General features: G+C 49.5%; 16 protein-coding genes. 7 read left to right on the top strand and 9 right to left on the bottom strand.

Features of this window, described 5'->3' with window-relative positions:
• Positions 1-106 precede the first annotated feature (106 nt).
• On the top strand, positions 107-1081 hold the full coding sequence (nrdF, locus tag PG728_RS05885) for a class 1b ribonucleoside-diphosphate reductase subunit beta (protein ID WP_270626328.1): 975 nt from the start codon (positions 107-109) through the stop codon (positions 1079-1081).
• A gap of 364 nt (positions 1082-1445) precedes the next feature.
• On the opposite strand, the gene nrdE is transcribed toward nrdF, so the two are convergent.
• From nrdE to nrdH, 3 genes are all read right to left on the bottom strand, one after another.
• A complete protein-coding gene (nrdE, locus tag PG728_RS05880; RefSeq protein ID WP_270626326.1) occupies positions 1446-3602 on the bottom strand; it encodes a class 1b ribonucleoside-diphosphate reductase subunit alpha in 2157 nt (718 codons plus the stop codon).
• Complete coding sequence (gene nrdI, locus PG728_RS05875) at positions 3587-4000, bottom strand: class Ib ribonucleoside-diphosphate reductase assembly flavoprotein NrdI (protein ID WP_270626324.1); 414 nt, start codon at positions 3998-4000, stop codon at positions 3587-3589. Before nrdI ends, nrdE begins: the two co-directional genes overlap by 16 nt.
• A 140-nt stretch (positions 4001-4140) precedes the next feature.
• Positions 4141-4389, bottom strand: a complete 249-nt coding sequence (nrdH, locus tag PG728_RS05870; protein ID WP_270626322.1) for a glutaredoxin-like protein NrdH — start codon at positions 4387-4389, stop codon at positions 4141-4143.
• Positions 4390-5272: 883 nt separating this feature from the next.
• Here nrdH and PG728_RS05865 point away from each other — a divergent pair.
• The 3 genes from PG728_RS05865 (at position 5273) to PG728_RS05855 (ending at position 7623) form a co-directional block, all read left to right on the top strand.
• Positions 5273-5734, top strand: a complete 462-nt coding sequence (locus tag PG728_RS05865; protein WP_270626320.1) for an S-ribosylhomocysteine lyase — start codon at positions 5273-5275, stop codon at positions 5732-5734.
• 15 nt (positions 5735-5749) lie between these two features.
• Positions 5750-6631: a phosphorylase family protein gene (locus PG728_RS05860; RefSeq protein WP_270626318.1), complete on the top strand. Its 882-nt coding sequence runs from the start codon at positions 5750-5752 to the stop codon at positions 6629-6631.
• Between the two features lie 119 nt (positions 6632-6750).
• The gene (locus PG728_RS05855; protein WP_270626316.1) at positions 6751-7623 is read left to right on the top strand and encodes a polysaccharide deacetylase family protein; all 873 of its coding nucleotides are present in this window, start codon (positions 6751-6753) and stop codon (positions 7621-7623) included.
• 72 nt (positions 7624-7695) lie between these two features.
• On the opposite strand, the gene PG728_RS05850 is transcribed toward PG728_RS05855, so the two are convergent.
• Together PG728_RS05850 and PG728_RS05845 are read right to left on the bottom strand one after the other, a co-directional pair.
• Positions 7696-8883, bottom strand: coding sequence for an ADP-ribosylglycohydrolase family protein (locus PG728_RS05850; protein WP_270626314.1), 1188 nt, complete (start codon positions 8881-8883; stop codon positions 7696-7698).
• A 146-nt stretch (positions 8884-9029) separates the two neighbouring features.
• Entirely contained in the window at positions 9030-11036 is a 2007-nt protein-coding gene (locus PG728_RS05845; protein ID WP_270626313.1) for a hypothetical protein, read from the bottom strand.
• A 248-nt stretch (positions 11037-11284) separates the two neighbouring features.
• Between PG728_RS05845 and PG728_RS05840 the strand changes: the two genes are divergently transcribed.
• Positions 11285-12748: a hypothetical protein gene (locus PG728_RS05840; RefSeq protein ID WP_270626311.1), complete on the top strand. Its 1464-nt coding sequence runs from the start codon at positions 11285-11287 to the stop codon at positions 12746-12748.
• A gap of 150 nt (positions 12749-12898) precedes the next feature.
• On the opposite strand, the gene PG728_RS05835 is transcribed toward PG728_RS05840, so the two are convergent.
• Positions 12899-13672, bottom strand: a complete 774-nt coding sequence (locus PG728_RS05835) for an HAD-IIB family hydrolase (protein WP_270626309.1) — start codon at positions 13670-13672, stop codon at positions 12899-12901.
• 557 nt (positions 13673-14229) lie between these two features.
• On the opposite strand from PG728_RS05835, the gene PG728_RS05830 reads away from it, so the two are divergent.
• A complete protein-coding gene (locus tag PG728_RS05830; protein ID WP_072510708.1) occupies positions 14230-14460 on the top strand; it encodes a hypothetical protein in 231 nt (76 codons plus the stop codon).
• 1 nt (position 14461) lies between these two features.
• Here the strand turns inward: PG728_RS05830 and PG728_RS05825 are convergent, their stop codons facing one another.
• Positions 14462-15589, bottom strand: a complete 1128-nt coding sequence (locus PG728_RS05825; RefSeq protein ID WP_270626307.1) for a zinc-binding dehydrogenase — start codon at positions 15587-15589, stop codon at positions 14462-14464.
• A gap of 405 nt (positions 15590-15994) precedes the next feature.
• Here PG728_RS05825 and PG728_RS05820 point away from each other — a divergent pair, with 405 nt between their 5' ends.
• Positions 15995-16750, top strand: coding sequence for a sulfite exporter TauE/SafE family protein (locus tag PG728_RS05820; RefSeq protein ID WP_270626306.1), 756 nt, complete (start codon positions 15995-15997; stop codon positions 16748-16750).
• Positions 16751-17535: 785 nt separating this feature from the next.
• On the opposite strand, the gene PG728_RS05815 is transcribed toward PG728_RS05820, so the two are convergent.
• Together PG728_RS05815 and PG728_RS05810 are read right to left on the bottom strand one after the other, a co-directional pair.
• Entirely contained in the window at positions 17536-19128 is a 1593-nt protein-coding gene (locus PG728_RS05815; RefSeq protein WP_270626369.1) for an MFS transporter, read from the bottom strand.
• A gap of 92 nt (positions 19129-19220) precedes the next feature.
• Entirely contained in the window at positions 19221-20420 is a 1200-nt protein-coding gene (locus PG728_RS05810; RefSeq protein WP_270626305.1) for a Gfo/Idh/MocA family protein, read from the bottom strand.
• Positions 20421-20694 lie beyond the last annotated feature (274 nt).

Genomic DNA, 20694 nt, shown 5'->3' with positions numbered 1-20694 from the left:
TCTAGCCGGGCAAAGATTTGCCTTGTAGACTAGCTAGTATCCTCAGCTGTTTTCCGATTTTTGGAAGCGGCTGCGCGGTTATTTCAGAGGATGAAAGGATTTTTTCGTGACTGACAAGCTGAAACTGGCTGACACTATTCAGGCTATCAACTGGAACGATATTGAGGACGATAAAGATCTGGAAGTATGGGATCGGCTCACGGGGAACTTTTGGCTGCCCGAAAAAATTCCGTTGTCGAATGATTTGCCGTCCTGGAAGACTCTGAAACCGGAAGAACAGCTGATGACGAATCGGGTCTTTACCGGTCTGACCTTGCTAGATACTTTGCAGGGCACGGTGGGCGCGGTTTCGCTGATTCCGGATGCCCGCACCCCGCACGAGGAAGCGGTTTACACCAATATCGCTTTTATGGAGAGCGTGCACGCGAAGTCGTATTCTTCGATTTTCTCGACTTTGCTGTCTACCACCGAGATTAACGAGTCTTTCCGCTGGAGTGAAGAAAACGAGAATCTACAGCGTAAAGCGCATATCGTAGAAAAGTATTACCGGGGTGATGACTCTGAGAAACGTAAAGTGGCTTCTACCTTGTTAGAGTCTTTCCTGTTCTATTCCGGCTTTTACGCCCCTATGTATTGGTCGGCTCATGCCAAGCTGACTAACACTGCAGATTTGATTCGTTTGATTATCAGGGACGAAGCGGTGCATGGGTATTACATTGGCTATAAATACCAGCTCGCTGTTAATGAGTCCTCTCCGCAGCGGCAAGAAGAGCTCAAGGATTACACCTTTGACTTACTGACCGAGCTTTATGATAACGAAGAGTCCTATACCGAAGATTTGTATGACCCCCTGGGACTGACCGAGGACGTAAAGAAATTCTTGCGCTACAACGCCAATAAAGCCCTGATGAACCTGGGTTACGAGGCGCTGTTCCCGGCAGATTCTACCGATGTAAACCCCGCTATCCTAGCGGCGCTTTCACCGTCGGCGGATGAAAATCATGATTTCTTCTCCGGGTCGGGTTCGTCCTACGTTATCGGGGAAATTGTTGATACCGAGGACGACGATTGGGACTTCTAATTCTTTAGGGCGCAGCTGCGATTACCCAATAGTTAATAGTTGCGGGTGGGGAAGATTTAATTTTTCTTCCCCACCCGCAACTATCTGTTCGTTTATTAATTATCTTTCTGTTCTACCGATTGCTTGTGTTTTGGGCTAATGCCCATTCGGGCATTAGCCCTGTGTTTTGAATCAGTAGGGAAAAATGCTCTGCTGGGGTCGGTTTTAGGAGGGCGGAACTGTCTTAGGAGGGTGGAATGGTCGGGGGATTGATTAAAACTGCTGGTAAGGTTTCGTAGAATCACCCTCCAGCGACGTTATCACCCTCCAGCGAGCGAACGACCCTCCAGGTGCATTACCGCCCTTATGGTGCTTTACTGAAGCCCTAGAGCATACAGGATACGCAGCCCTCGACCTCAGTTCCCTGCAGGGCGTGTTGGCGCAAACGCATATAGTAAAGAGTTTTGATTCCCTTGCGCCAAGCGTAAATATAGTTCTTGTTTACCTCGCGGGTAGTGACCGTATCCGGGTAGAACAGGGTTAAGCTGAGCCCTTGGTCTACGTGCTGGGTTGCCACCGCATAGGTGTCGATAATCTTTTGGGGACCAATCTCGTAGGCGTCTTGGTAATACTCCAGGTTGTCGTTATCCATATAGGGTGCCGGATAGTAGACCCGCCCGATCTTGCCCTCTTTACGAATCTCAATCTTGGCCACAATGGGGTGGATCGAGGAGGTGGAGTTATTGATATAGGAAATCGATCCGGTTGGGGGTACCGCTTGCAGATTCTGGTGGTACATTCCGTATTCTCGAACGTTCTGCGCCAATTGCTCCCAATCTTCACTGGTAGGTACGTTGATGGAAGATTTTTCTAGCAGCTGATGGCATTTCTCGGTCTTAGGTGTCCAATCCCCGTTAATGTATTTTTCAAAATACTGCCCGGAATAATACTGCGAGTCCTCGAATCCTTCGAAGCGTTGCCCGCGTTCTTTCGCAATCTTGCACGAGGCTTTAATCGCCTCGAATGCCACGGTCATGAAATACATATTGGTGAAATCTAGGGCTTCTTCGCTGCCATAGAATACCTTTTCCCGCGCCAGGTAACCGTGCAGGTTCATTTGCCCCAAACCGATGGCGTGGCTCATCGCATTTCCGCGTTCAATCGAAGGCACTGCACGAATATTTGACAAGTCAGATACGCTGGTCAGACCGCGAATCGCGGTTTCAATGGTGGCGGAAAAGTCTGGAGAATCCATAGTTTTCGCAATGTTTAGCGAAGCTAGGTTACAGGAAATATCTTTACCCACCTGCTCATAGGTTAAATCTTCGTTGAACTCGCTCTTTTCCGAGACCTGCAAAATCTCAGAGCACAGGTTGGACATGGAGATCCGCCCCTTAATCGGGTTAGCGCGGTTCACGGTGTCCTCGTAAACGATATAGGGGTAACCGGACTCGAACTGGATTTCCGCCAGGGTCTGGAAGAAACGCCGCGCATCAATCTTCTTTTTGCGGATCCGTCCGTCCTCGACCATTTCCCGATAATGCTCGGTGATGGAAATATCGCTCATCGGTTTCCCATAGACCCGCTCTATATCGTAGGGGCTAAACAGGTACATGGGTTCTTTATTACGTGCCAGGTGGAAAGTAATATCTGGGATTACCACCCCCAAAGACAGGGATTTAATTCGGATTTTTTCGTCCGCATTTTCCCGTTTCGTGTCCAAGAATTCCATAATGTCGGGGTGGTGGGCATTTAGATAGACCGCTCCGGCACCTTGCCGCGCCCCCAACTGGTTGGCGTAAGAAAACGAATCCTCAAGCAGTTTCATTACCGGAACTACCCCGGAGGACTGATTCTCGATTTTCTTAATGGGAGCACCTGCTTCCCGCAGGTTAGTTAAGGAGAGGGCGACCCCTCCTCCTCGTTTTGAAAGCTGCAGGGCAGAATTAATACCCCGCGCAATCGATTCCATATTGTCCTCGATGCGCAGCAGGAAACAGGAAACCAGTTCCCCGCGGGCTTTCTTGCCCGCATTTAGGAAAGTGGGAGTAGCGGGCTGGAAACGCCCGGTCATGATTTCGTCTACTAGCTTTATTGCCAGTTCTTCATCCCCGCGTGCCAGGTAAAGCGCCACCATGCATACCCGATCCTCGAAACGTTCCAGGTAGCGTTTACCGTCGAAAGTTTTCAAGGTATAGGAAGTGTAATATTTGAACGCCCCCAAGAAGGTGGGGAAACGAAATTTGTAGGCATAGGCTCGCTTAAACAGGTCTTTAATGAACTGGAACTGGTATTGCTCCACGACTTCCTGTTCGTAATACCCCTGCTCTACCAGGTATTTCATTTTTTCTTCCAGGTCATGGAAGAACACCGTATTCTGGTTTACGTGCTGCAGGAAGTATTGGCGGGCAGCCGCCTTGTCTGCCTCGAACTGAATTTTCCCGTTTTTGTCATACAGGTTCAGTTCCGCATTTAACGCATGATAGTCCAGTTCCGGGGAGGGCGCGGTTTCTACTCCGGTGTCAGTTAGATTTTCTGCCAAAACTCACTCAGTCCTTTACGACATATCTCGACGTCCTGGGGGGTTCCCAGAAGCTCATACTTGTACATAAACGGGATATTTAATTTTTGGGCGAGAATATCGCCGGCAATGCAATACGCTTTCCCAAAGTTTGTGTTTCCGCTGGCAATAACTCCCACGCAGTGTTCGCGGTTGCTCTTTTCGTTTAAGAACTTGATTACCTGCTTGGGTACAGCCCCTTTGATGTTTCCTCCCCCATAGGTGGGTACCACAATCACGTAGGGCTCGTTTACATATAGGAATTCATCACGAGGACGCAGCGGAATCCTTTTATTGCGAAAGCCGAGTTTTTCTACGAAGCGTTTAGTGTTTCCGGTTGCGGAAGAAAAATAGACTAGCAGGGGTTCTGCATTACTCACCTTTGACCTGCCTTACTGTTTTCGCTTCCCGCTACATACCTATTGTTACCTAAACGCGCTACCGCTACTGCCGAAATACTCTGCCTCTTAGTGCCAAGTAATTCGGTCGGTATCTGTTACTGCTTTAGGACGGAACTTCCTTAGGCGGTAGCTGCTGCGCGAGCCGCGATTGCTATTCCTTTGATTTTGTCGGGACGGAATCCGCTCCAAGAATCGGTATCGGTTACCACTACCGGAGCCTGCACGAAACCTAAGGACTTTACGTGTTCGAGAGCGTCCAGATCTTGGCTCATATCAATTTCTGCGTAAGAAATACCCTGTTTCTTTAGGGCGCGTTTGGTCGCATCACACTGTACACAACGGGGCTTGGAGTAAACGGTGACGGACATGTTTCTGCGCTCCTTAATTTGGCTCTGTTCGTCTGCGCTATTCAAAGAATAACACCAGTGTAGTTTTTGCACCGACATTTTTCGGCGCTGAACTAAACACTACACCTAGTAGTTACCTAACGCTAATACCCCAAGATGGTGTGTTTGGGGATAACCGGTGGAAAGGAAGTGTTTTTCTGGGGATAGCTTGGGGATGGCTGCGCTTTACTGTCGAAGCGTCCCCTGTCTGCCTGGTATTTAAGCCCTTTTCTCCTTCATGATTCTTGGTGAGCGATTCCACCAAAAATTGTGGATAAAAGCCTCCTTCCGCGTGTCGCAAGTGTCCGCGCACAGGGGCGAATTCTACCCATAAATTGCCGCGCGAGGGAAAAGTTTGTCCTCCCGCCCAAGAATTCGGAAAACGTAGCGGCGTTTCCCGAATTCTTATGCCCACCGCGCCCACTCGGACTAAACTTTTCCCTCGCGCTAGTCCCAGATTTTGCTTCACGCCCCGAAATCCGTGAAAATGCTCTGGCATTTTCACGGATTTAACGCCTCAAGAATTACAGAATTTTAGATTTCTTACCTGGTATCCGACTTTGGAGGGATCTTAGTGGCTAGGAGTGTCTACCCTTCGGCATAAATCCGCCCCTGCACGCTCAGTACGTACCTTGCGGGAATCCCGCACCAGCTGTGCCCCTTGCGTGGGGGAGAAGTTTTATCCGAGCAGGCTAGGTGGGCGCAAAATTTGGAAAACGCCGCCACGTTTTCCAAATTTTTGGGCAGGAGGAAAAACTTCTCCCCCACGCCCACCCCAGACCCGCAGCGATGGCACGCTACTCCCACACGCGAACTAATCTCGATAAGGTGGTATCCAGAACTGCGATTAGCTAAGGAGAAAACTATGAGTGAACGCATGAACGTGGAATCTTTCAATCTTGACCACACGAAAGTGGCTGCCCCGTTTGTGCGGGTCGCAGACCGAAAGCAACTACCGGGCGGCGATGAGCTAGTCAAATATGATGTGCGATTTTGCCAACCAAACCAAGAACATTTAGAGATGAAAACTGTCCATTCAATTGAGCATCTGACCGCCGAACTGATGCGCAACCACACCGACAGGCTCATTGACTTTTCTCCTATGGGTTGCCAAACCGGGTTTTATGCCCTGATGTTGGGGGTAGAACCTGACGAGTTCGCCCAGCTACTGGCAAAGACTTTTGAAGATATCCAAAGCGCCCTTGCAGTACCGGCCGCAAATGAACGTCAATGTGGCTGGGGAGCACACCATAGTCTAGAGGGCGCAAAAGCGGCTACTTCCCGTTTTTTGGCGGCGCGAGACAGCTGGAATCAGATTTACCGTTAAAGATTGGGAATACTTATGACAACTTGTGACACCGTAGTTATTTGCGCGGAGCTCACCGAGCTGGCTCCTTTGGTAAACCGTTCTTGGCTGAGAGAGTGCCTATCTCAGCGCCACCAGGATTCTTACACTCCTGAGGATCCTAGGAAAGCGCTCCCTACCCCGGTAACAGAAGTTTCAGGTTTAGGTTTTTATCCCCTAGATTTTCCGGAAGTACCTTCCGGAATTCTCGCGGTTCAAAGCGGGGTGGGAACGGTTAATGCTGCCCGCGCTACCACTATCGCGATTGAGGTTCTTGGAGCTAAACAAGTGCTCTATTCGGGAACCGCTGGCGGTTTAGCTAAGGATAGCCAAGTGGGGGAAATTATTTTTGGTGACACCTATGTTTTCCACAGCGCTGATGCTACTGTTTTCGGGTATTTACCTGGGCAACTTCCGGGAATGCCGACCAGCTACTCTGGCGACCAGCGACTGCTGACTATCGCGGGTCACTTCCTAGAGGCTATGGGACAAAATAAGCGAGCGATAGCGGATTCTTTCATCACTCCACCAGGTGACGCCCCAGGATTTATATCTCCTAGTGAGGAAAACCAAAGTTCCCAGGCATTTGCAGCTCTGCAAGACGTGCCAGTTCGCTGTGGCACTATCGCGACCGGTGATTCATTTATCACCGATAAAAACGTTACTGAAATACGGGAAACATTCCCCACCGCCCTCGCCGCTGAAATGGAATCAGCAGCAGCCGCTCAGGTGTCATATTTATCAGACACCCCTTTCTTGGCAGTTCGCTGCATTTCTGACCTTTGCTCCCCGGATGGTCAAGATATTTATCATGGAAACTCTGCGGTTTGTGGAGCAATAGCAGCTGCCGCTACTATCTGCTTACTCCAATCCGCATAGCCTCTTACCCTGGGAAAATCCTGGATTGACCGCAATGGGCGGTTAAAGCGAAACTTTGAGCCCCATCAGATTAGCGCGTTAAGATTGGGGGACAACTTTAGGGAACGGTAGGAGAAAACATGGCCTTATCACGTAAGCGTCACCTTCAACTGATTATCGCAATACTGCTGGGGACGGCGCTATTGTGCACAGCGATAGCAATCGGCTTCGCCATGACTAGAAACACTAGCAGCAGTCAGCAGAAAGCAACTGCTTCTGCGTCCTCTTCGACGTCAAAAACTCAGCCCAGTCAGACCGTATCTCCTAGTTCCGACCCCACTACCACTTCAACTACTCCTACCCCTAGCCCCACCCCTACTCGGGAACCGGTTGATTGCACTAAAGAAAAATGTGTGGCTTTAACTTTCGATGATGGTCCGGGACCTAAAACTCCTGAACTTTTGGATATTTTGGCTAAAGAAAAAGTTCCTGCCACTTTCATGCTGGTTGGTAGAGCGGTAAATACCTATCCAGATACCGTCGCCAGGGAGGTTAAAGAGGGTCACATTTTAGCAAATCATACCTGGTCGCACCCACAATTAACCAAGATTTCCGATTCCAAGATAAACAGGGAAATCACCTCTACTCTGGACGCCATTAAGAAAGCGGTTCCTAACGCCGAAGTAAATCTAACTCGCCCGCCTTATGGGGCGTTTAATTCCCGGGTAACAGCGGCTCTTAAATCTCTAAAACAGTCAGTTATTTTATGGGATGTAGATACTTTGGATTGGAAGAACCGTAATCCACAATCGGTTCTTGAACAGGTAAAGAAGCAGACCAAAGCAGGTTCTATTATCCTGATGCACGATATTCATCCCACAACCATCCAGGCAGTCCCGGACATTATTAAGCATTTACGCTCACAGGGATACACCCTGGTAACTGTGCCTGAGCTTTATGGAGGCACGATGACTCCAGGTAAGGTTTATTTCGATCAAAATATGGTGCGATAGAAAAGCTCTAATCGACTTTTACTCGACCTTGAAGTATAAACTTCTGGCTCTAGCCTGCTGATATATAGGATTTTAGGGCTCTGGGGAGGTAATCGATTCTATCTGAGCATCGGGATGGGCAGTAATCAAATCGCTTAGAGACGCATTTGAGGTAATCATTCGCGCCATCCCTTTAGCACCTACCACTCCGGCGAGAGCAGTTCCCAGCCCCATCTCCGCTAGGGCATCAACTTTAAAACCTGGCCAGCCGTGCAGTTTTTTTTGTAAATCAGTTGGCACTTGCATCAGTCCGATTCCGGCAGCAAATAATGCCCCCACTAAGCCGGCTATACCATCAGTGTCCCCACCCAGCTGCACTGCCAGGGAAACTGCACGCCGAAAAGCATCTTGCCCACTTAGCGGGGTTTCGCTGTGCTCGATTTTTACTGCCTGCACAAGTCCTGCTACGGCTTGCAAAGCCGGAACCGCGTAGGTGTTATCACTTGGGGGTTTAAAATAGGTTTCTTCTGCCTGTTTGAGCCATTCGTGCCAGCGCTCACGGCTAGCGGGAGCCAGTAAACCTATACCGGCTCCCAGTTTTATTCGATTCGCCCAGGATTCATCCCCGGGCAGCGAATCGGTTACGGCGCTACGTATTGCCTCTGCATAGATTATTGCCGCTTCGGAGGCTATCGGATCTACATGGGTTAGTTCTGCCACTGCCCGCACTGATTCTGCCGTCCACTGTGGGTCTTGAATCCGAGTTACCCCTAAGATAGCGCTGCGGCAAAGCGGACCTGAGCCGCTAGTACGCCGGGTTCGCCGATGGAAATAGGCGGCAGCGGAACGCATTTTTCGCGCAGAATTGATATTTGAAATGTCATTAATCGTAGTTTCTAGTACTACTCTCGTAGGGGAATCAACCTTGCGAGTTCCTCCCTGATACCACGCTAGATAACGTGAGGCTACCGCATCGAGTCCTTCTTCGGTGGTCAGGTCAATCCCGGTGACTGCTACTTCTGCCAGGCAGATTGCCATTTGGGTATCTTCTGACCATTCTCCGGGTTTGAGACCGGAGTTTGACCCCAGCATTCTGGGACTTCCCACCAAAGGAGGGGTTTTGAACTCATACCCCACCCCTAGGGCACTGCCGCTGGCTTGACCTACCAGAACTGCGCTCGCCCTATCTGCCATGATTGCTAAGGGTGCTTGGGAGCCGCGGCGAACCAAGTTTTTTTCTTGAACGCCACTTTCGCAATTGTTTTCGCTCCCTAAAACCATCCTCTCAATTTTAATGCATCTCGCCCTTTAACAGGTAAAACCTAGGAATTATGCCCATTCCCTACCGGATTAGCTGCTGGCTAGAACAGAATAGTATTGCTCTAACCAGCAGCTATTGCTACTTTCTTACCTTAACTACCAGCGTTTTAACGCCGACGTGCCCGATAGAAAACCAGCAACCCTCCACTTCCCAGTGCAACTAACGCCAGTCCCAGCATTCCAGATACTTTCGCGCCGGTTGCCGAGAGCACGGTTGGCGGCTCTGGGGGAGTTGTCGGGGGTGGCGGAGTCGTTGCGGGTGGGGTGGTTGGCGGGGTGGTTGGCGGCGGAACCTGGTACTGTTCACTGGTTTCAGTCTCTGAACTGCGCATAGCTTGTGTACGCGAATCCCCGGCATAGGAAGTAACGAATACGTAGGTATCTTTGCAGGGAAACTCGTTTAAGCTGAGAGGTTTACCTTTTTTATCTTTGTCCACGGTATAGGTTCCGTTCTTGGCAGGCAGTTCGATTTGAGCGAGAGGTTTTCGCTTATTTGCGTCCATATTTTTAATTGGTTGCGGTAGACAGTACAGATCATTTCGCACTGTTTTTTCATCTGCTTTCCATTTGCCTTTACCGGTAAATTCGGGATGATTGTCTGGAAAACCTTTGAGTTCTACCTGGTCGGTTAGTATCTTCGATTCTTTATCTATTACTACTTTTGCCTGAGTTTTCACTGTTGGGGTGAAGGGCACTATCTGAGTCTCGGATTCTTCAAAGAAAGCGGGCACATAGTCGTCTTTCAAATAGGTGTCTGCTGGTTGTAGGGCGCGATGCGCGGCTGCTACAAAGGTATAGAATCCTGGCTTTTCAACCAGGTATGGGTCTTTTTCATTAGAGATGGCGACCCCGTTTTCCGCTTCTTCGAGGCTGGCGGGGGTGGCAGGTATTTGCCAGGTCTTTACTGGTTTAGCATCTGCAGGAATTTGCCCAGGCCCTTGTGCTTCACTAAAGGGACCATATAGCGACAAATCAATTTTTACAGTTTGCCATGTCTGTTTACCAGTGTTTTTACCCCACTGCCCTTCCGCTTTAACCGTGATTTTATCTATAAGCTGGTTACCCTGGTTTTGTTTGTGTATTTCTGCCTGGGTTTGGGTTTTTACTCTAAAGAACTGGCGAGGTTCAGCCGTTATAGAAGTGTTAGCGCTAAGAGCAGACAACGGACCGGCTATGAGTAAATCTTGCCAACGCTGATGCTCCCAGATTTCAAAGGTTGTTGGAGGCAGTCCTCGCACGTTTATTTGAGCATCAACTTTTCCCGGACCAGTCACTTCTATGGGAAGTTCTTTGAGGGCATTCGCGGAGAGGACGCTAATAGTATTAGCGTTTTTTGTTCCTTTGAAGCGGGCGGGACCAGATAGGGATACCGTTTCATTTAGGTTTGAGATAGCGTTTCCCGCTGAGCTTTGCACTATGGGCAACTTGAGTGTTCCTTCAGTTGATCCGGTCGATAGTTTTATTTCTGCCCCTCCTAGCTTGTAAGGTCCTGCATAGGATTTTGCCTGTGACAATAGCTCGTTAGCTCGACTTTTAATCTCGGCAGATTGAGTTTGCTGGGGCATCAGCCTGCCAGATAGGGAATGGATAGCATATACGGTTGCCCCGAGTTCTTTTTCTCCTTTTTCTATTGCACCTCGAAGCTGGCCTGCCAGATAGGCGACCTGATACTGTTTTTCTGCCGCAAAAACTGTGGTTGCACCCTTTTTCTTAGCGCTGATTTCAAATGTTGCCGCATTGGAGCGATATTCGCTACCAGCACTAACTGCTCGACGCCCTTGATAGCTGACCCATTTTCCGCGCGGAGAGTTGATTTGCCTGTCAGTAGCACACACCGCAACTTTGGTTCCATCTGTTGATTTGCGGGCATTTAGCTGCATTTTCGAGTTCCCGTAGTTTATCCATACGGCTCCGATATCTGCTGCCTGTGAGGGGGATTCTCCGGTGACTATGATAGCTGCCGAGAGCATAGCTAATACTGCTGCTACAGCGGTTAAGCTCAAGGTTTTCCGATATCGGCGATGACGGTGTCGTTTTGCGCTGATTCGAGACGGAATTTTTGCTTTATTTCCTAGGTTGCCCAGGTTGTTTGGGGGCTTTGTTTGTGTATCCATAGGGGAAGATTCCCATTTAGGACTCTGTGACGCTAGATCCTAAAAACTATTTGTGGAAACTGCGTAGTTTTCTCTATCTGGGGATACCGGCGCTCTGGGGATAATATCCAGCATTTTAGGTTTTTAGAGCATCAGCAACCTTAAAAGTTCAAGATTTTTGGGAAAACTGGACAAAACCCTCAAAATATACTTTAATCACAATTGAAACTTCTGTAACACCAGTAACTTCTAAAACAAGTTGGTTCCCGATGGTTAGTAAGAAAAAAATCTATAAAATAGCAGCTGGTATCCTTACCTTCGTAATGGCAATCACGCTGATACCACTGTCAGCCGCCTTTGGCGAGTCCGGTTTTCGCCCCGGAAATATTATTTCTGATGCCAATATGTATCAGTCCTCGCCCAGCATGACTCAAGCCGAGATTCAAAAATTCCTTCAAATACAAGGAGCAAATTGCAAAGGGAATGGCTGCCTAAAGAATTTACGCTTTGATACTCGTAACTACGCAGCTGACAAATACTGCCAAAGTTACCAAGGCGCAAAGAACGAGCCAGTTTCACAAATAATCTATAAAGTAGCTAAATCCTGCAAGATTAACCCCAAAGTCCTTTTAGTTACTATCCAAAAAGAACAATCGGGAGTCACCAAAAACCTAACCAAAACTACCCAAAATAAGCTCCTCGGTTATGGTTGCCCGGATACAGGCCCCTGCGATGAGCTTTATTATGGGGTACAAAATCAGCTCTACCGAGCAGCCAGGCAGTTCCAAAGATACCGGGCACTGCCCAAAAACTACACTTTCCGCGCTGGTAAAAACGCTACAATCCAGTTCTCCCCCAACTCCGACTGCGGATCAAGCAAAGTGAAAATCGAAAACGCTGCAACCGCTAGCCTCTACAACTACACTCCCTACCAACCTAACGAGGCCCTTCTGTCCGGTAACCCTGATTCGTGCTCTGCTTACGGAAACTATAACTTTTTCAACACCTACAAGCGCTGGTTTGGAGACCCTCGCGGAAGCGCCCCCACCACCCCTGCGAAAAACAAAGTTGATGTCCCAGCAGGAGGAAACACTGGAACCAGCAGTAACACCAAGGCTCAGGCTGAGGCTGAACAAAAAAACAAGCCCGCTAAACCCAGCCCTGCGCCCTCAGGAAAGAACCAGAAACCGGCGCAAAACGCAAGTAAACCCAACCCCCAGACTTCTACCGGGCATACCAACGCCACCCCGGCAAAAGATAGCAAAGATTCCACTACCACTAAACCGGCCGCTAACGCAGGCAGCGCCACGTCCTCACCCCAGCAAGACTCCAAGCCCGCGAGCAGCCCCGCGGCATCAACCGCTAAGGCAGGTAGCCAAAAAGAGGTGGCACCCGAAACCGCACCCAGCACTAACGGGAGGAATGCCTCCACCCCGGCAAAAACTTCCTCCTCAAGCGGTGCCAACCCAACTTCAGAGCCTAAAGACAAAGCTCACAGTCAATTACCGGCTAATACAGCTCGAAGCGCAAAACCTTCCGCCAAGCCGGTTACTTCACACAAGACAGAAACTATTTCTCAACCAAAGAGAAATGGGCAAACCGGTAAAAATGCTCTAGCTAGCACCGGTAGTGTCGGAGTGGTTTCGCTCTTAATCGCTGCGGCAATGTTTGTATCTGGGGTTGCTATCCGCCGACACGTTGTGAGTAACCGTCCTATTCGCGTTAATTGCTAGCAGCCTAGACCGCTATCGGTCAGTGCCTGATTATAATGCATTATTGCCGGGCACTGACCGATATTCACATCTAGAGTCTCTGAGCAACCTTAAATAGGGCGCGATTCTCTCGCGCACTCCTTGCGCAACATACACGTCGCCAATACTTAGCTATCCGCAACTATCCGCGCCCTCTAGAGAGGAAAGCACCTGTTCGATTATTTCTTGGGTCTGCTTTGGACCGGAAGTTGCGCGGGTCTGCACTCCGGTACGCACCGCAGGATAGTCATTACCATCCGGGTCGAGCCTATCGCCTACAAACAAGACTTCCCCAGGTTGAAGGGCAGTTTGTTCCAAAAACTTTTCAATCCCGTAGGCTTTATCAACCCCCCGCATAGTTACATCAACCGAGGTAGACCCACCAGAAAGCACAGTTAGTTCCGGCAAACGCGCTCCCACCTGGGACGCGATTTCTGCCCGTTTTACCCCTTCGCGATCCCAAGCGTCCTTTTCTTCCCGGTGAGCTTGCTGCCCGAGAGCTGAATACGTCAGCTGAGAACCACGGTTTTCGATAATTTCACCGACTGGATTTTCGCACCAGTACCCTAAGGAGCGCGCCACTTCTTCTATCACTTTTGTCGCTTTATCAACCAGTTCGGGCGGCATTTCGAGCAGATATTGGGTACACCAATCACCGTTTTCAAACAGGTAATAGCGGGTTCCACAAGTTGGCATTAGGTGCAAATTTTGCGGTTCATAGTTTAGGGGTTCAATACTGGTTAGCAGTTGCCGTGAAAACTGTTCAAACGAGCCCCCACTGATTACCCCGGTAGGGAGGACGCGGGTTAGCTGGGCGAATGTTTTTGCCATTTCGGGCTGCATTCCCTGTTTTGAGGGCGAGAGCGTTCCGTCTAAATCAAAAATCATGGCTTTTATCTGGTTCACTGTGCGCCTTTCTCTCGCCCGGCTTTACTGGTATCAATGGGGATACTAGCAGTCAAGTAGCTATTTTAGAGGTTTTGTCAGCATTGCACCGTCGAGCCTTTATCAGCTTGCGCATTTGCTTGCTCCTAAAGAGCAGCCTAGTGTACCCCTTTGCTGGTTGAGGCAGTTTTTTAAGGACGAGCGGGTCTATTTTCGAGGGCGCACTATGACCCTAGATTTCCCCCGCTTATCCTATGCGGTTTCTATTCTTTTTCGAGGGCGCGCCCTCGGGTTTGACCACCTAAGAAACGGCGTGGAAGGCGCGAGTTTTAGTAGTTCCCCGTGCAAAATGGGCGTATGTAACCGTTTTCATAAAAATGGTTTTAATCTAAATTACACCCCTTCTACCAGGAGTTTTAGCCACCTTGAACCCAGCCCCTAACCCGGGATTCTAATTTTTCACGCCCTCGTATTGACTACATGAAATCAAGCTTTCTATAGTATTCATGTAAACGTTTCCACGAAGAGGGAAGTTTCAGAAACTTCTCGAATCGCGATAACAGAAAGAGAGAATAAAAATGGCTAGCGTACTTGCCCCCTCAATCTCTAGAGCCTCCACTCGTCTCGAAGACCCAAAGATGGTTGCCACCATTTCCTTTGTCGCCTTAATGATTTTTGGAGTAGCAGTTTCCCTGGTTGGAGTATTTGCTGGGTTTACCATCACCACCATCTTGGGCGGACTACTAACCGCCGCCAGCGGTTTCGCTCTTGGCTGGTCCACCATCTATTTTGGTCTACAAGACAAATAAGCTACAGCGACATATCTACAACCGCGCGACCTTGTATTTTGCCCTGAGAAAGCAATTTATAGGTCGCGTTTGCTTCATTTAAGGGAACTCGCTTGGTAACGATTTTTTGATAACTAATCAAACCCTTAGCAGCCATACGAATTACTTCCGGCAAATCCTGGCGGGTACGAGCCCCATAAGACCCCAAGATACGCTGCGAGCGGCGCACCAGGCGATTGATCTCTACCTGGGCAGTTTGTACGCCTGCGCCCAGCCCAATCGGAACCATACGCCCTCCGTCTTTAATTACATCCAAGGCAGTATTCCAAGTTTCGGGACGACCGAGCGCTTCGAAAGCCACATCAACGCCCCGCCCTCCGGTAATCTTCAATACTTCTTCTCGCGCATTAGACGTTAGCGAGTTAATCACCTCGGTAGCACCCAGTTCTTTAGCGCTGGCGAGCTTGTCATCGGATACATCTATTGCCACAATTTGGCTAGCTCCAAAAGCCTTGGCAATCTGGATAACGTTTGAACCTACTCCCCCGGTTGCAACTACTGCCACCGATTCTCCAAAACGCAGGTCAGCGCTGCGTCGTACCGCCCCATAGGCAGTCAAAGCTGCACACCCGATAATTGCCGAGGAAACCAAATCCATACTTTCCGGCACAACAGCCACGGAAGTAGCAGGTACAACTGCATATTCAGCCAATCCCCCCATGGAATACATTGCGATTTCCCTACCATCTAGGTCAGCCAGGCGAGTAGCCCCATCATAGAGTTTTCCTTGTAAACGATTTAGCTCAAAGAAAGGTGCGCACAGGTCATCACGCCCTGATGCGCAGGCTTCGCATTGACCACAGGGCATGAGAAAAGCTCCGGAAACATACTGACCTATTTTCAGACCGGTATGTTCATTGCCTTCACCTAGCTCCACGATTTGTCCGGCAACTTCATGTCCGAGGACGCAGGGCTTAGGGAAATCAATAGCTCCCCCGATTACGTGTAGGTCGGAATGGCAAAGCCCACAAGCAGCAACTTTGATAAGTACCTCGCCAGCTCGGGGGTGAGGAGTGCGAATCTCATTCACTTCCAGTCCCTTGTCAATGTCGCGGAGAACTGCGGCTTTCATCGTCTCGGGAATCGTCATTTTCTGCTCCTTTGCTAGCTTTAGGGTGACACCTTTTTATCGGGAGGCTTTGGCTTAATTGCCGACCCTGCCAATTAGTCAATTAGTTCCAGTATGAAACAATTTTAGATGTTTGTCTATACATTTTAACAAATAATCTATTCCTGGCGACTGCAACCATGAAAGAAGCTAGAGATATAGCGGGTTAAGCACTAAAAATAGCTGTTTTTTGGCAACCCGAAGAACACTAAACAGTTAATTAGCGCTACTATAAAAATGTGCCAACAATAGAACTTTTTGGCTTTTCTTGGTCAAACCAGCTACCACGTTAAGGTGCTACCTGCCTAGAAGCCGGCAGTATTTATTAAGTGGTCACAGCTAAATATCCCGCCACGTTTTTAACCGAGCTGCGCACAAAGGAGGGTAATGTCCACTCTTAGCCCCGAAGTTATCTTCATTTTGGCAATCTGCGCTTTGCTGTGTGGACTCGCAAAAACTGCTCTCCCTGGTCTGGCGTGCATACCGGTAGCCATCCTCGCCGCCGTAATACCGCCCCGCACTTCCACTGCCCTGATGTTGCTGATGTTGCTTACCGGAGACTTACTGGCGGTTTGGACTTACCGCAAGGACGTGGATTGGAAAGTTCTGCGCGCGCTTTTTCCACCGGTAGTAATCGGGGTATTGATTGGCGCAGCTTTTCTGGCAACAGTTTCTAACCAGGTAATGAAAGTTTCTATCGGGATAATTATCTTGATACTGACCGCTATTACTTTGGGGCTAATCTGGTATGCACGTCGCAGCGGAGGCGACCTTGCTACCGCGATGAGTACTTCCCTACCTGCCCGCCTTTTTTACGGTTCGCTATCCGGATTCACTACGATGGCAGCAAATTCGGGAGGACCGGTAGTATCCCTCTATTTCCTAGCCTCACGTTTCGAGGTACGCCGTTTTATGGGAACGCAAGCCTGGTTCTTTTTTATTATCAATCTGATTAAATTGCCATTTTCTGCCGGAATTGGTCTGATTACCCGTGAACTTTTGCTGGTTTCTGCGTGCCTAGCTCCCCTGGTCCTTGGAGCAGCCCTCTTGGGGCGGCATTGGATAGGACGTATAGATAACAAAATCTTCGACCCCATTGTCACCATCCTGACCGTTTTGTCGGCTCTGCTATTACTGTTCTAAGTGCGAGTACGTCACTGGCACGACCAGTCGCAAGCGCAGGAAAGTCAGGTCTGCGCGCCATTTTCACCCTCCCAAGACAAAACCACCCTCCCAATACCGCCAAACCGCCCCAATACCTGCCACATTTCCCATCTCGGGAGGGCGCAACCGCACCGGGAGGGTCAAAACGCCACCAAAAAAGGGGCACGGCGGGAAAAGATGTAGGAGTAAAGACAGGAAAAACAGGAGGAAAGTTTCAACCAGGCAGATGCGGGGCGCAGTTTTATGCCGAAGGGCAGGATTTTGGAACATCAAGGGCACGGTCAGCGAGAGAAGCGGAAGCACTGACAAGAAGGGCGGGGGAAAGTTTGATCCGAGTAGGTGCGGTGGGCATAAGAATTCGGAAAACGCCGCCACGTTTTCCAAAGTCTTGGGCAGAAGGACAAACTTTCCCCCGCCCCCACAGCTTCCAAACATGCAAGGGCGCGACCGGTAATACAAATGGAAAGAAGACGCTAATTAGCGAGAGTAGGGAGGAGGATTTATGCCGATTAGACTAGGTGGGCGTAAGAGTTAGAAAAGACTAGAGTCTTTTCTAAGTCTTTGGGCAAGAGGCAAAAACCTCCTCCCCGGAGTGCTTTTACCGAGCCAGCCCCGATGTGGGAGACACCCACAAACCCCCGCACCCAGACCCAATAGGCAGAAACCTACAGGAAATGCGGGGGCGAGCTAGCTCGCCCCCGCATCACGTATTCAGCCACAAATAATAAGCCGCAGATTTACCGCTTTAAGCTTATATTTTTAGCCTATTTACTGTAGATACGCTCCATATAGGTTTCAATCTCATCAAGGGAACGCCCGGAAGTTTCAGGCATTATCTTGAAGAGAACCACCGCAATAACCAGGTTTAACACCCCGTAAAGCGCATAGGTGAGTCCTCCGCCAAATGCAGCAATCATCGGGGGGAATGTCCAGGTAATGACAGCGTTCATAATCCACATACAGAAGATGGCGGTTCCGTTCATAATGCCACGAACATTTGCCGGGAACATTTCGCCAAGCATTGTCCAAACCACGGTACCATTAGAGGACTGCACAACCAGCATAAATACAGCCATCATGGCTAATACTAAGTATCCCGCCCAGGTCGGCACTTCTGCTACAGACGCATGAGGTGCAATCATAAAGTGGAATATAAACGCGATTCCCAGCAAGATGATACCCACTAGGGTCACGTCCCAGATTAAAATCGTGCGCCGACGGAACTTGGTAATCAGCAACAATCCGAATACAGAACCTACTACGCTCATAACCCCGTTTGCTACCTGTGCGGTAATCGCCGCAGAAGTCCCCATTCCGGCGATATTTAGCACTTTAGGTGCGTAATACATAACCGTATTTACGCCGGTTGTCTGGTTTACGATTGCCAAGAATATGCCAACAAATAACAGTTTTCGCAGCCAGGGCGTGTTCATAACATGACGGAATGTACCCTTAGGTCCGTTCGCTTGGCTTTGACGTGCCCGCACCATCTCGTACATTTCTTCACTAATGTCCCCGTCTTTCTGGGGGTCGCGTACTCGTTTTAGCGAACCGATAGCGGCATATACTTCCTGTTGTAACACGTACCAGCGGGAAGATTCCGGCATAAAATGCATTCCCAGCCATAAAGCGATTGCCGGAACGGAACACAGAACTATCATCCAGCGCCAAGCGGAACCGTTACCGCTAGAAATAGCCATATTGGAGATGAATTCATGGATGGCTTGGGTATCGGAGCTGCCTAAATGTTTAGCAACCATATCATTCAGAACATCCCAAGAGTATTCACCGGCGGTGACTACTCCAGCGGGATCAGATTTTACGGTGATTTGCGGGCCACCATGCACAGAGTTAATAATCGCGTTCATCGAGAAGGCAAGTAGCTGCCCGGTCACAATCATCAGCTGATCTACGGCCACGATAGTGCCACGGATTCTCTTTGGAGCTGTTTCTGCCAAGAAAACCGGTACGGTAGCGGAGGCTCCCCCTACTGCTAAACCCAGGATTAGCCGGAACGGATACATTACCCAGATATTGGGGGCGAATGTATTCCCGATTGCACCCACAATAAACAGTATCGCTAGCAAAATGATATTGTGTCGGCGACCATACCGGTCGGAAAGTCGCCCTCCAAATAGTGCGCCAAAAGCCGCACCCAAGGTCAAGATTCCCCCAATCGCGCCCTCTTGAGCGGGGGTAATACCCATACCACCGGCTCCGTGTGGCATATACATATAGGGCAGTGCCCCGGAAATCACTCCGGTGTCGTAGCCGAATAGCAGTGACCCGAGGGTAGCAACCCCGGCAATAGCAAGAATGCCCCGCCGTTTGCCCGAGGGCGGCGTTTCTTGCAACATTTCATCAAGTTTTTCTTTACTCAACTCATTTAGAGGAGTTTTTCTTTGAGTTTCTTTCACGGATTTAGCTTTCTGGTTGCGGTTGAAAAGGATTATTTATCAAAGGTGGTAGCGCCACTTACTTTGGCTACTTCATGCCATTGACCGTCTGCCGCTGAGGAGACGGTTGCCTGGTCAATTTCTGCTGCTGACCAGCCGTCTGCTACCGAAGGGGCTATCTGTTTACCAGTTAGAACTCCTGAAAGGAACTGGTAACATTCGACAGCTTTCATATCGTCAAAGCCCATTGAGGTTCCTGCACCGGGTTGAAACCGCGAGAAGTGTGGATAATGTGGGTTTGCCATGGAACGGACATAGCCGTGTATATCGCCATTGTCTTGCCCAATACATACTTCTAGGTCATTGAGGTGCTCAAAATTCCACCTAACTGAGCCTTTGGTACCATATACTTCGACCACATATTCGGCTCTCGGGCCTACGCTTACCCGGGAAGATTCCAAGGTGCCAACTACGCCAGAGTCAAAGCGCACCATCATGGCGACATAGTCTTCGTTTCCAACTTCTTTCTTTTCGTCTGAAACTTCCCAGCCGCTGTGACCCACCCCGGCTTTGGTGGGAATAGGACGTTCTTTGATGAAGGTGTCACTCAGAGCTGAAACTGCGCTGATGCGGTCTCGTAATATGTATTGCACCAGGTCAGCTCCGTGACTCATTAGGTCACCAACTACCCCAGCACCGGCTTTTTCTCGGTCGTAACGCCAGGTGTACGGACCGAGAGGACTGGAGGCATAGTCGGCTATTAACCAGCAGCGAACGTTGGTAATCCGTCCTAGTTTACCTTCGGCTATGAGTTGGCGCGCCTGTTCAATTGCGGGAGTGTGGCGATAGTTGAAACCAACCGCGGTATTTAACCCTGCCTGTGCGGCTTTCTGCGCAATTTCACGAGATTCGGTAGCGTTTACACCCATTGGTTTCTCTATCCAAAATGGTTTTCCGGCTTTAGCGGCAGCTACTGCAATTTCGCAATGCAGGAAATTGGGTGAACAAATAGATACTACGTCGACGTCTGGGTCTGAAAGGACTTCCTGGTAATCTGCGACTGCTTTCTCGAACCCAAGGACTTCTACCGCTAATCTTTGGGTTTCTTCTATCGGGTCACAGGCTACGACTAGACGCACCTTCGCGCCCAGTTCGGGAAATAGTTCCGACATGGCTTTATAGGAACGCGTATGTAGACGCCCCATCCATCCTAGGGATATTACCCCTACCCCGATTTCTTTGGCATTTGCCATAAATACTCCTTACTCAGCCTCCATTGGCTGTTTTTAGGGGCGAGGACTAATGTCACTCAGCGATTAGTTCCGCACCCCCAAAATCTAGCAAAAAGTATTCTCCTTGTCTAGCATTTGACCTAACATACAAACATTCTTAGTAACTGTGGGGATAAAAAAGGGGAGTTTCGTGGATAACATCCACGAAACTCCCCAGTTATTACGGCTAAGGGAAATCGAGCTAATTAGCCCCTATAAACGCTAGCCATCTAAACCAATCTGGTTTTCATCAGCG

Origin of the sequence: Varibaculum timonense (genome assembly GCF_027694345.1) — a bacterium.
Classification (GTDB): Bacteria; Actinomycetota; Actinomycetes; order Actinomycetales; family Actinomycetaceae; genus Varibaculum; species Varibaculum timonense_A.
Note: the sequence above shows the minus strand (reverse complement) of the source record. Positions and strands in the feature narration are given on the sequence as shown.

Excerpts from the sequence above, each read along its gene's own strand:
- nrdH (WP_270626322.1), bottom strand. The coding sequence starts at position 4,389 with ATGTCCGTCACCGTTTACTCCAAGCCCCGTTGTGTACAGTGTGATGCG.
- PG728_RS05865 (WP_270626320.1), top strand. The coding sequence starts at position 5,273 with ATGAGTGAACGCATGAACGTGGAATCTTTCAATCTTGACCACACGAAA.
- PG728_RS05860 (WP_270626318.1), top strand. The coding sequence starts at position 5,750 with ATGACAACTTGTGACACCGTAGTTATTTGCGCGGAGCTCACCGAGCTG.
- PG728_RS05855 (WP_270626316.1), top strand. The coding sequence starts at position 6,751 with ATGGCCTTATCACGTAAGCGTCACCTTCAACTGATTATCGCAATACTG.
- PG728_RS05850 (WP_270626314.1), bottom strand. The coding sequence starts at position 8,883 with ATGGTTTTAGGGAGCGAAAACAATTGCGAAAGTGGCGTTCAAGAAAAA.
- PG728_RS05845 (WP_270626313.1), bottom strand. The coding sequence starts at position 11,036 with ATGGATACACAAACAAAGCCCCCAAACAACCTGGGCAACCTAGGAAAT.
- PG728_RS05840 (WP_270626311.1), top strand. The coding sequence starts at position 11,285 with ATGGTTAGTAAGAAAAAAATCTATAAAATAGCAGCTGGTATCCTTACC.
- PG728_RS05830 (WP_072510708.1), top strand. The coding sequence starts at position 14,230 with ATGGCTAGCGTACTTGCCCCCTCAATCTCTAGAGCCTCCACTCGTCTC.
- PG728_RS05825 (WP_270626307.1), bottom strand. The coding sequence starts at position 15,589 with ATGACGATTCCCGAGACGATGAAAGCCGCAGTTCTCCGCGACATTGAC.
- PG728_RS05820 (WP_270626306.1), top strand. The coding sequence starts at position 15,995 with ATGTCCACTCTTAGCCCCGAAGTTATCTTCATTTTGGCAATCTGCGCT.
- PG728_RS05815 (WP_270626369.1), bottom strand. The coding sequence starts at position 19,128 with ATGTTGCAAGAAACGCCGCCCTCGGGCAAACGGCGGGGCATTCTTGCT.
- PG728_RS05810 (WP_270626305.1), bottom strand. The coding sequence starts at position 20,420 with ATGGCAAATGCCAAAGAAATCGGGGTAGGGGTAATATCCCTAGGATGG.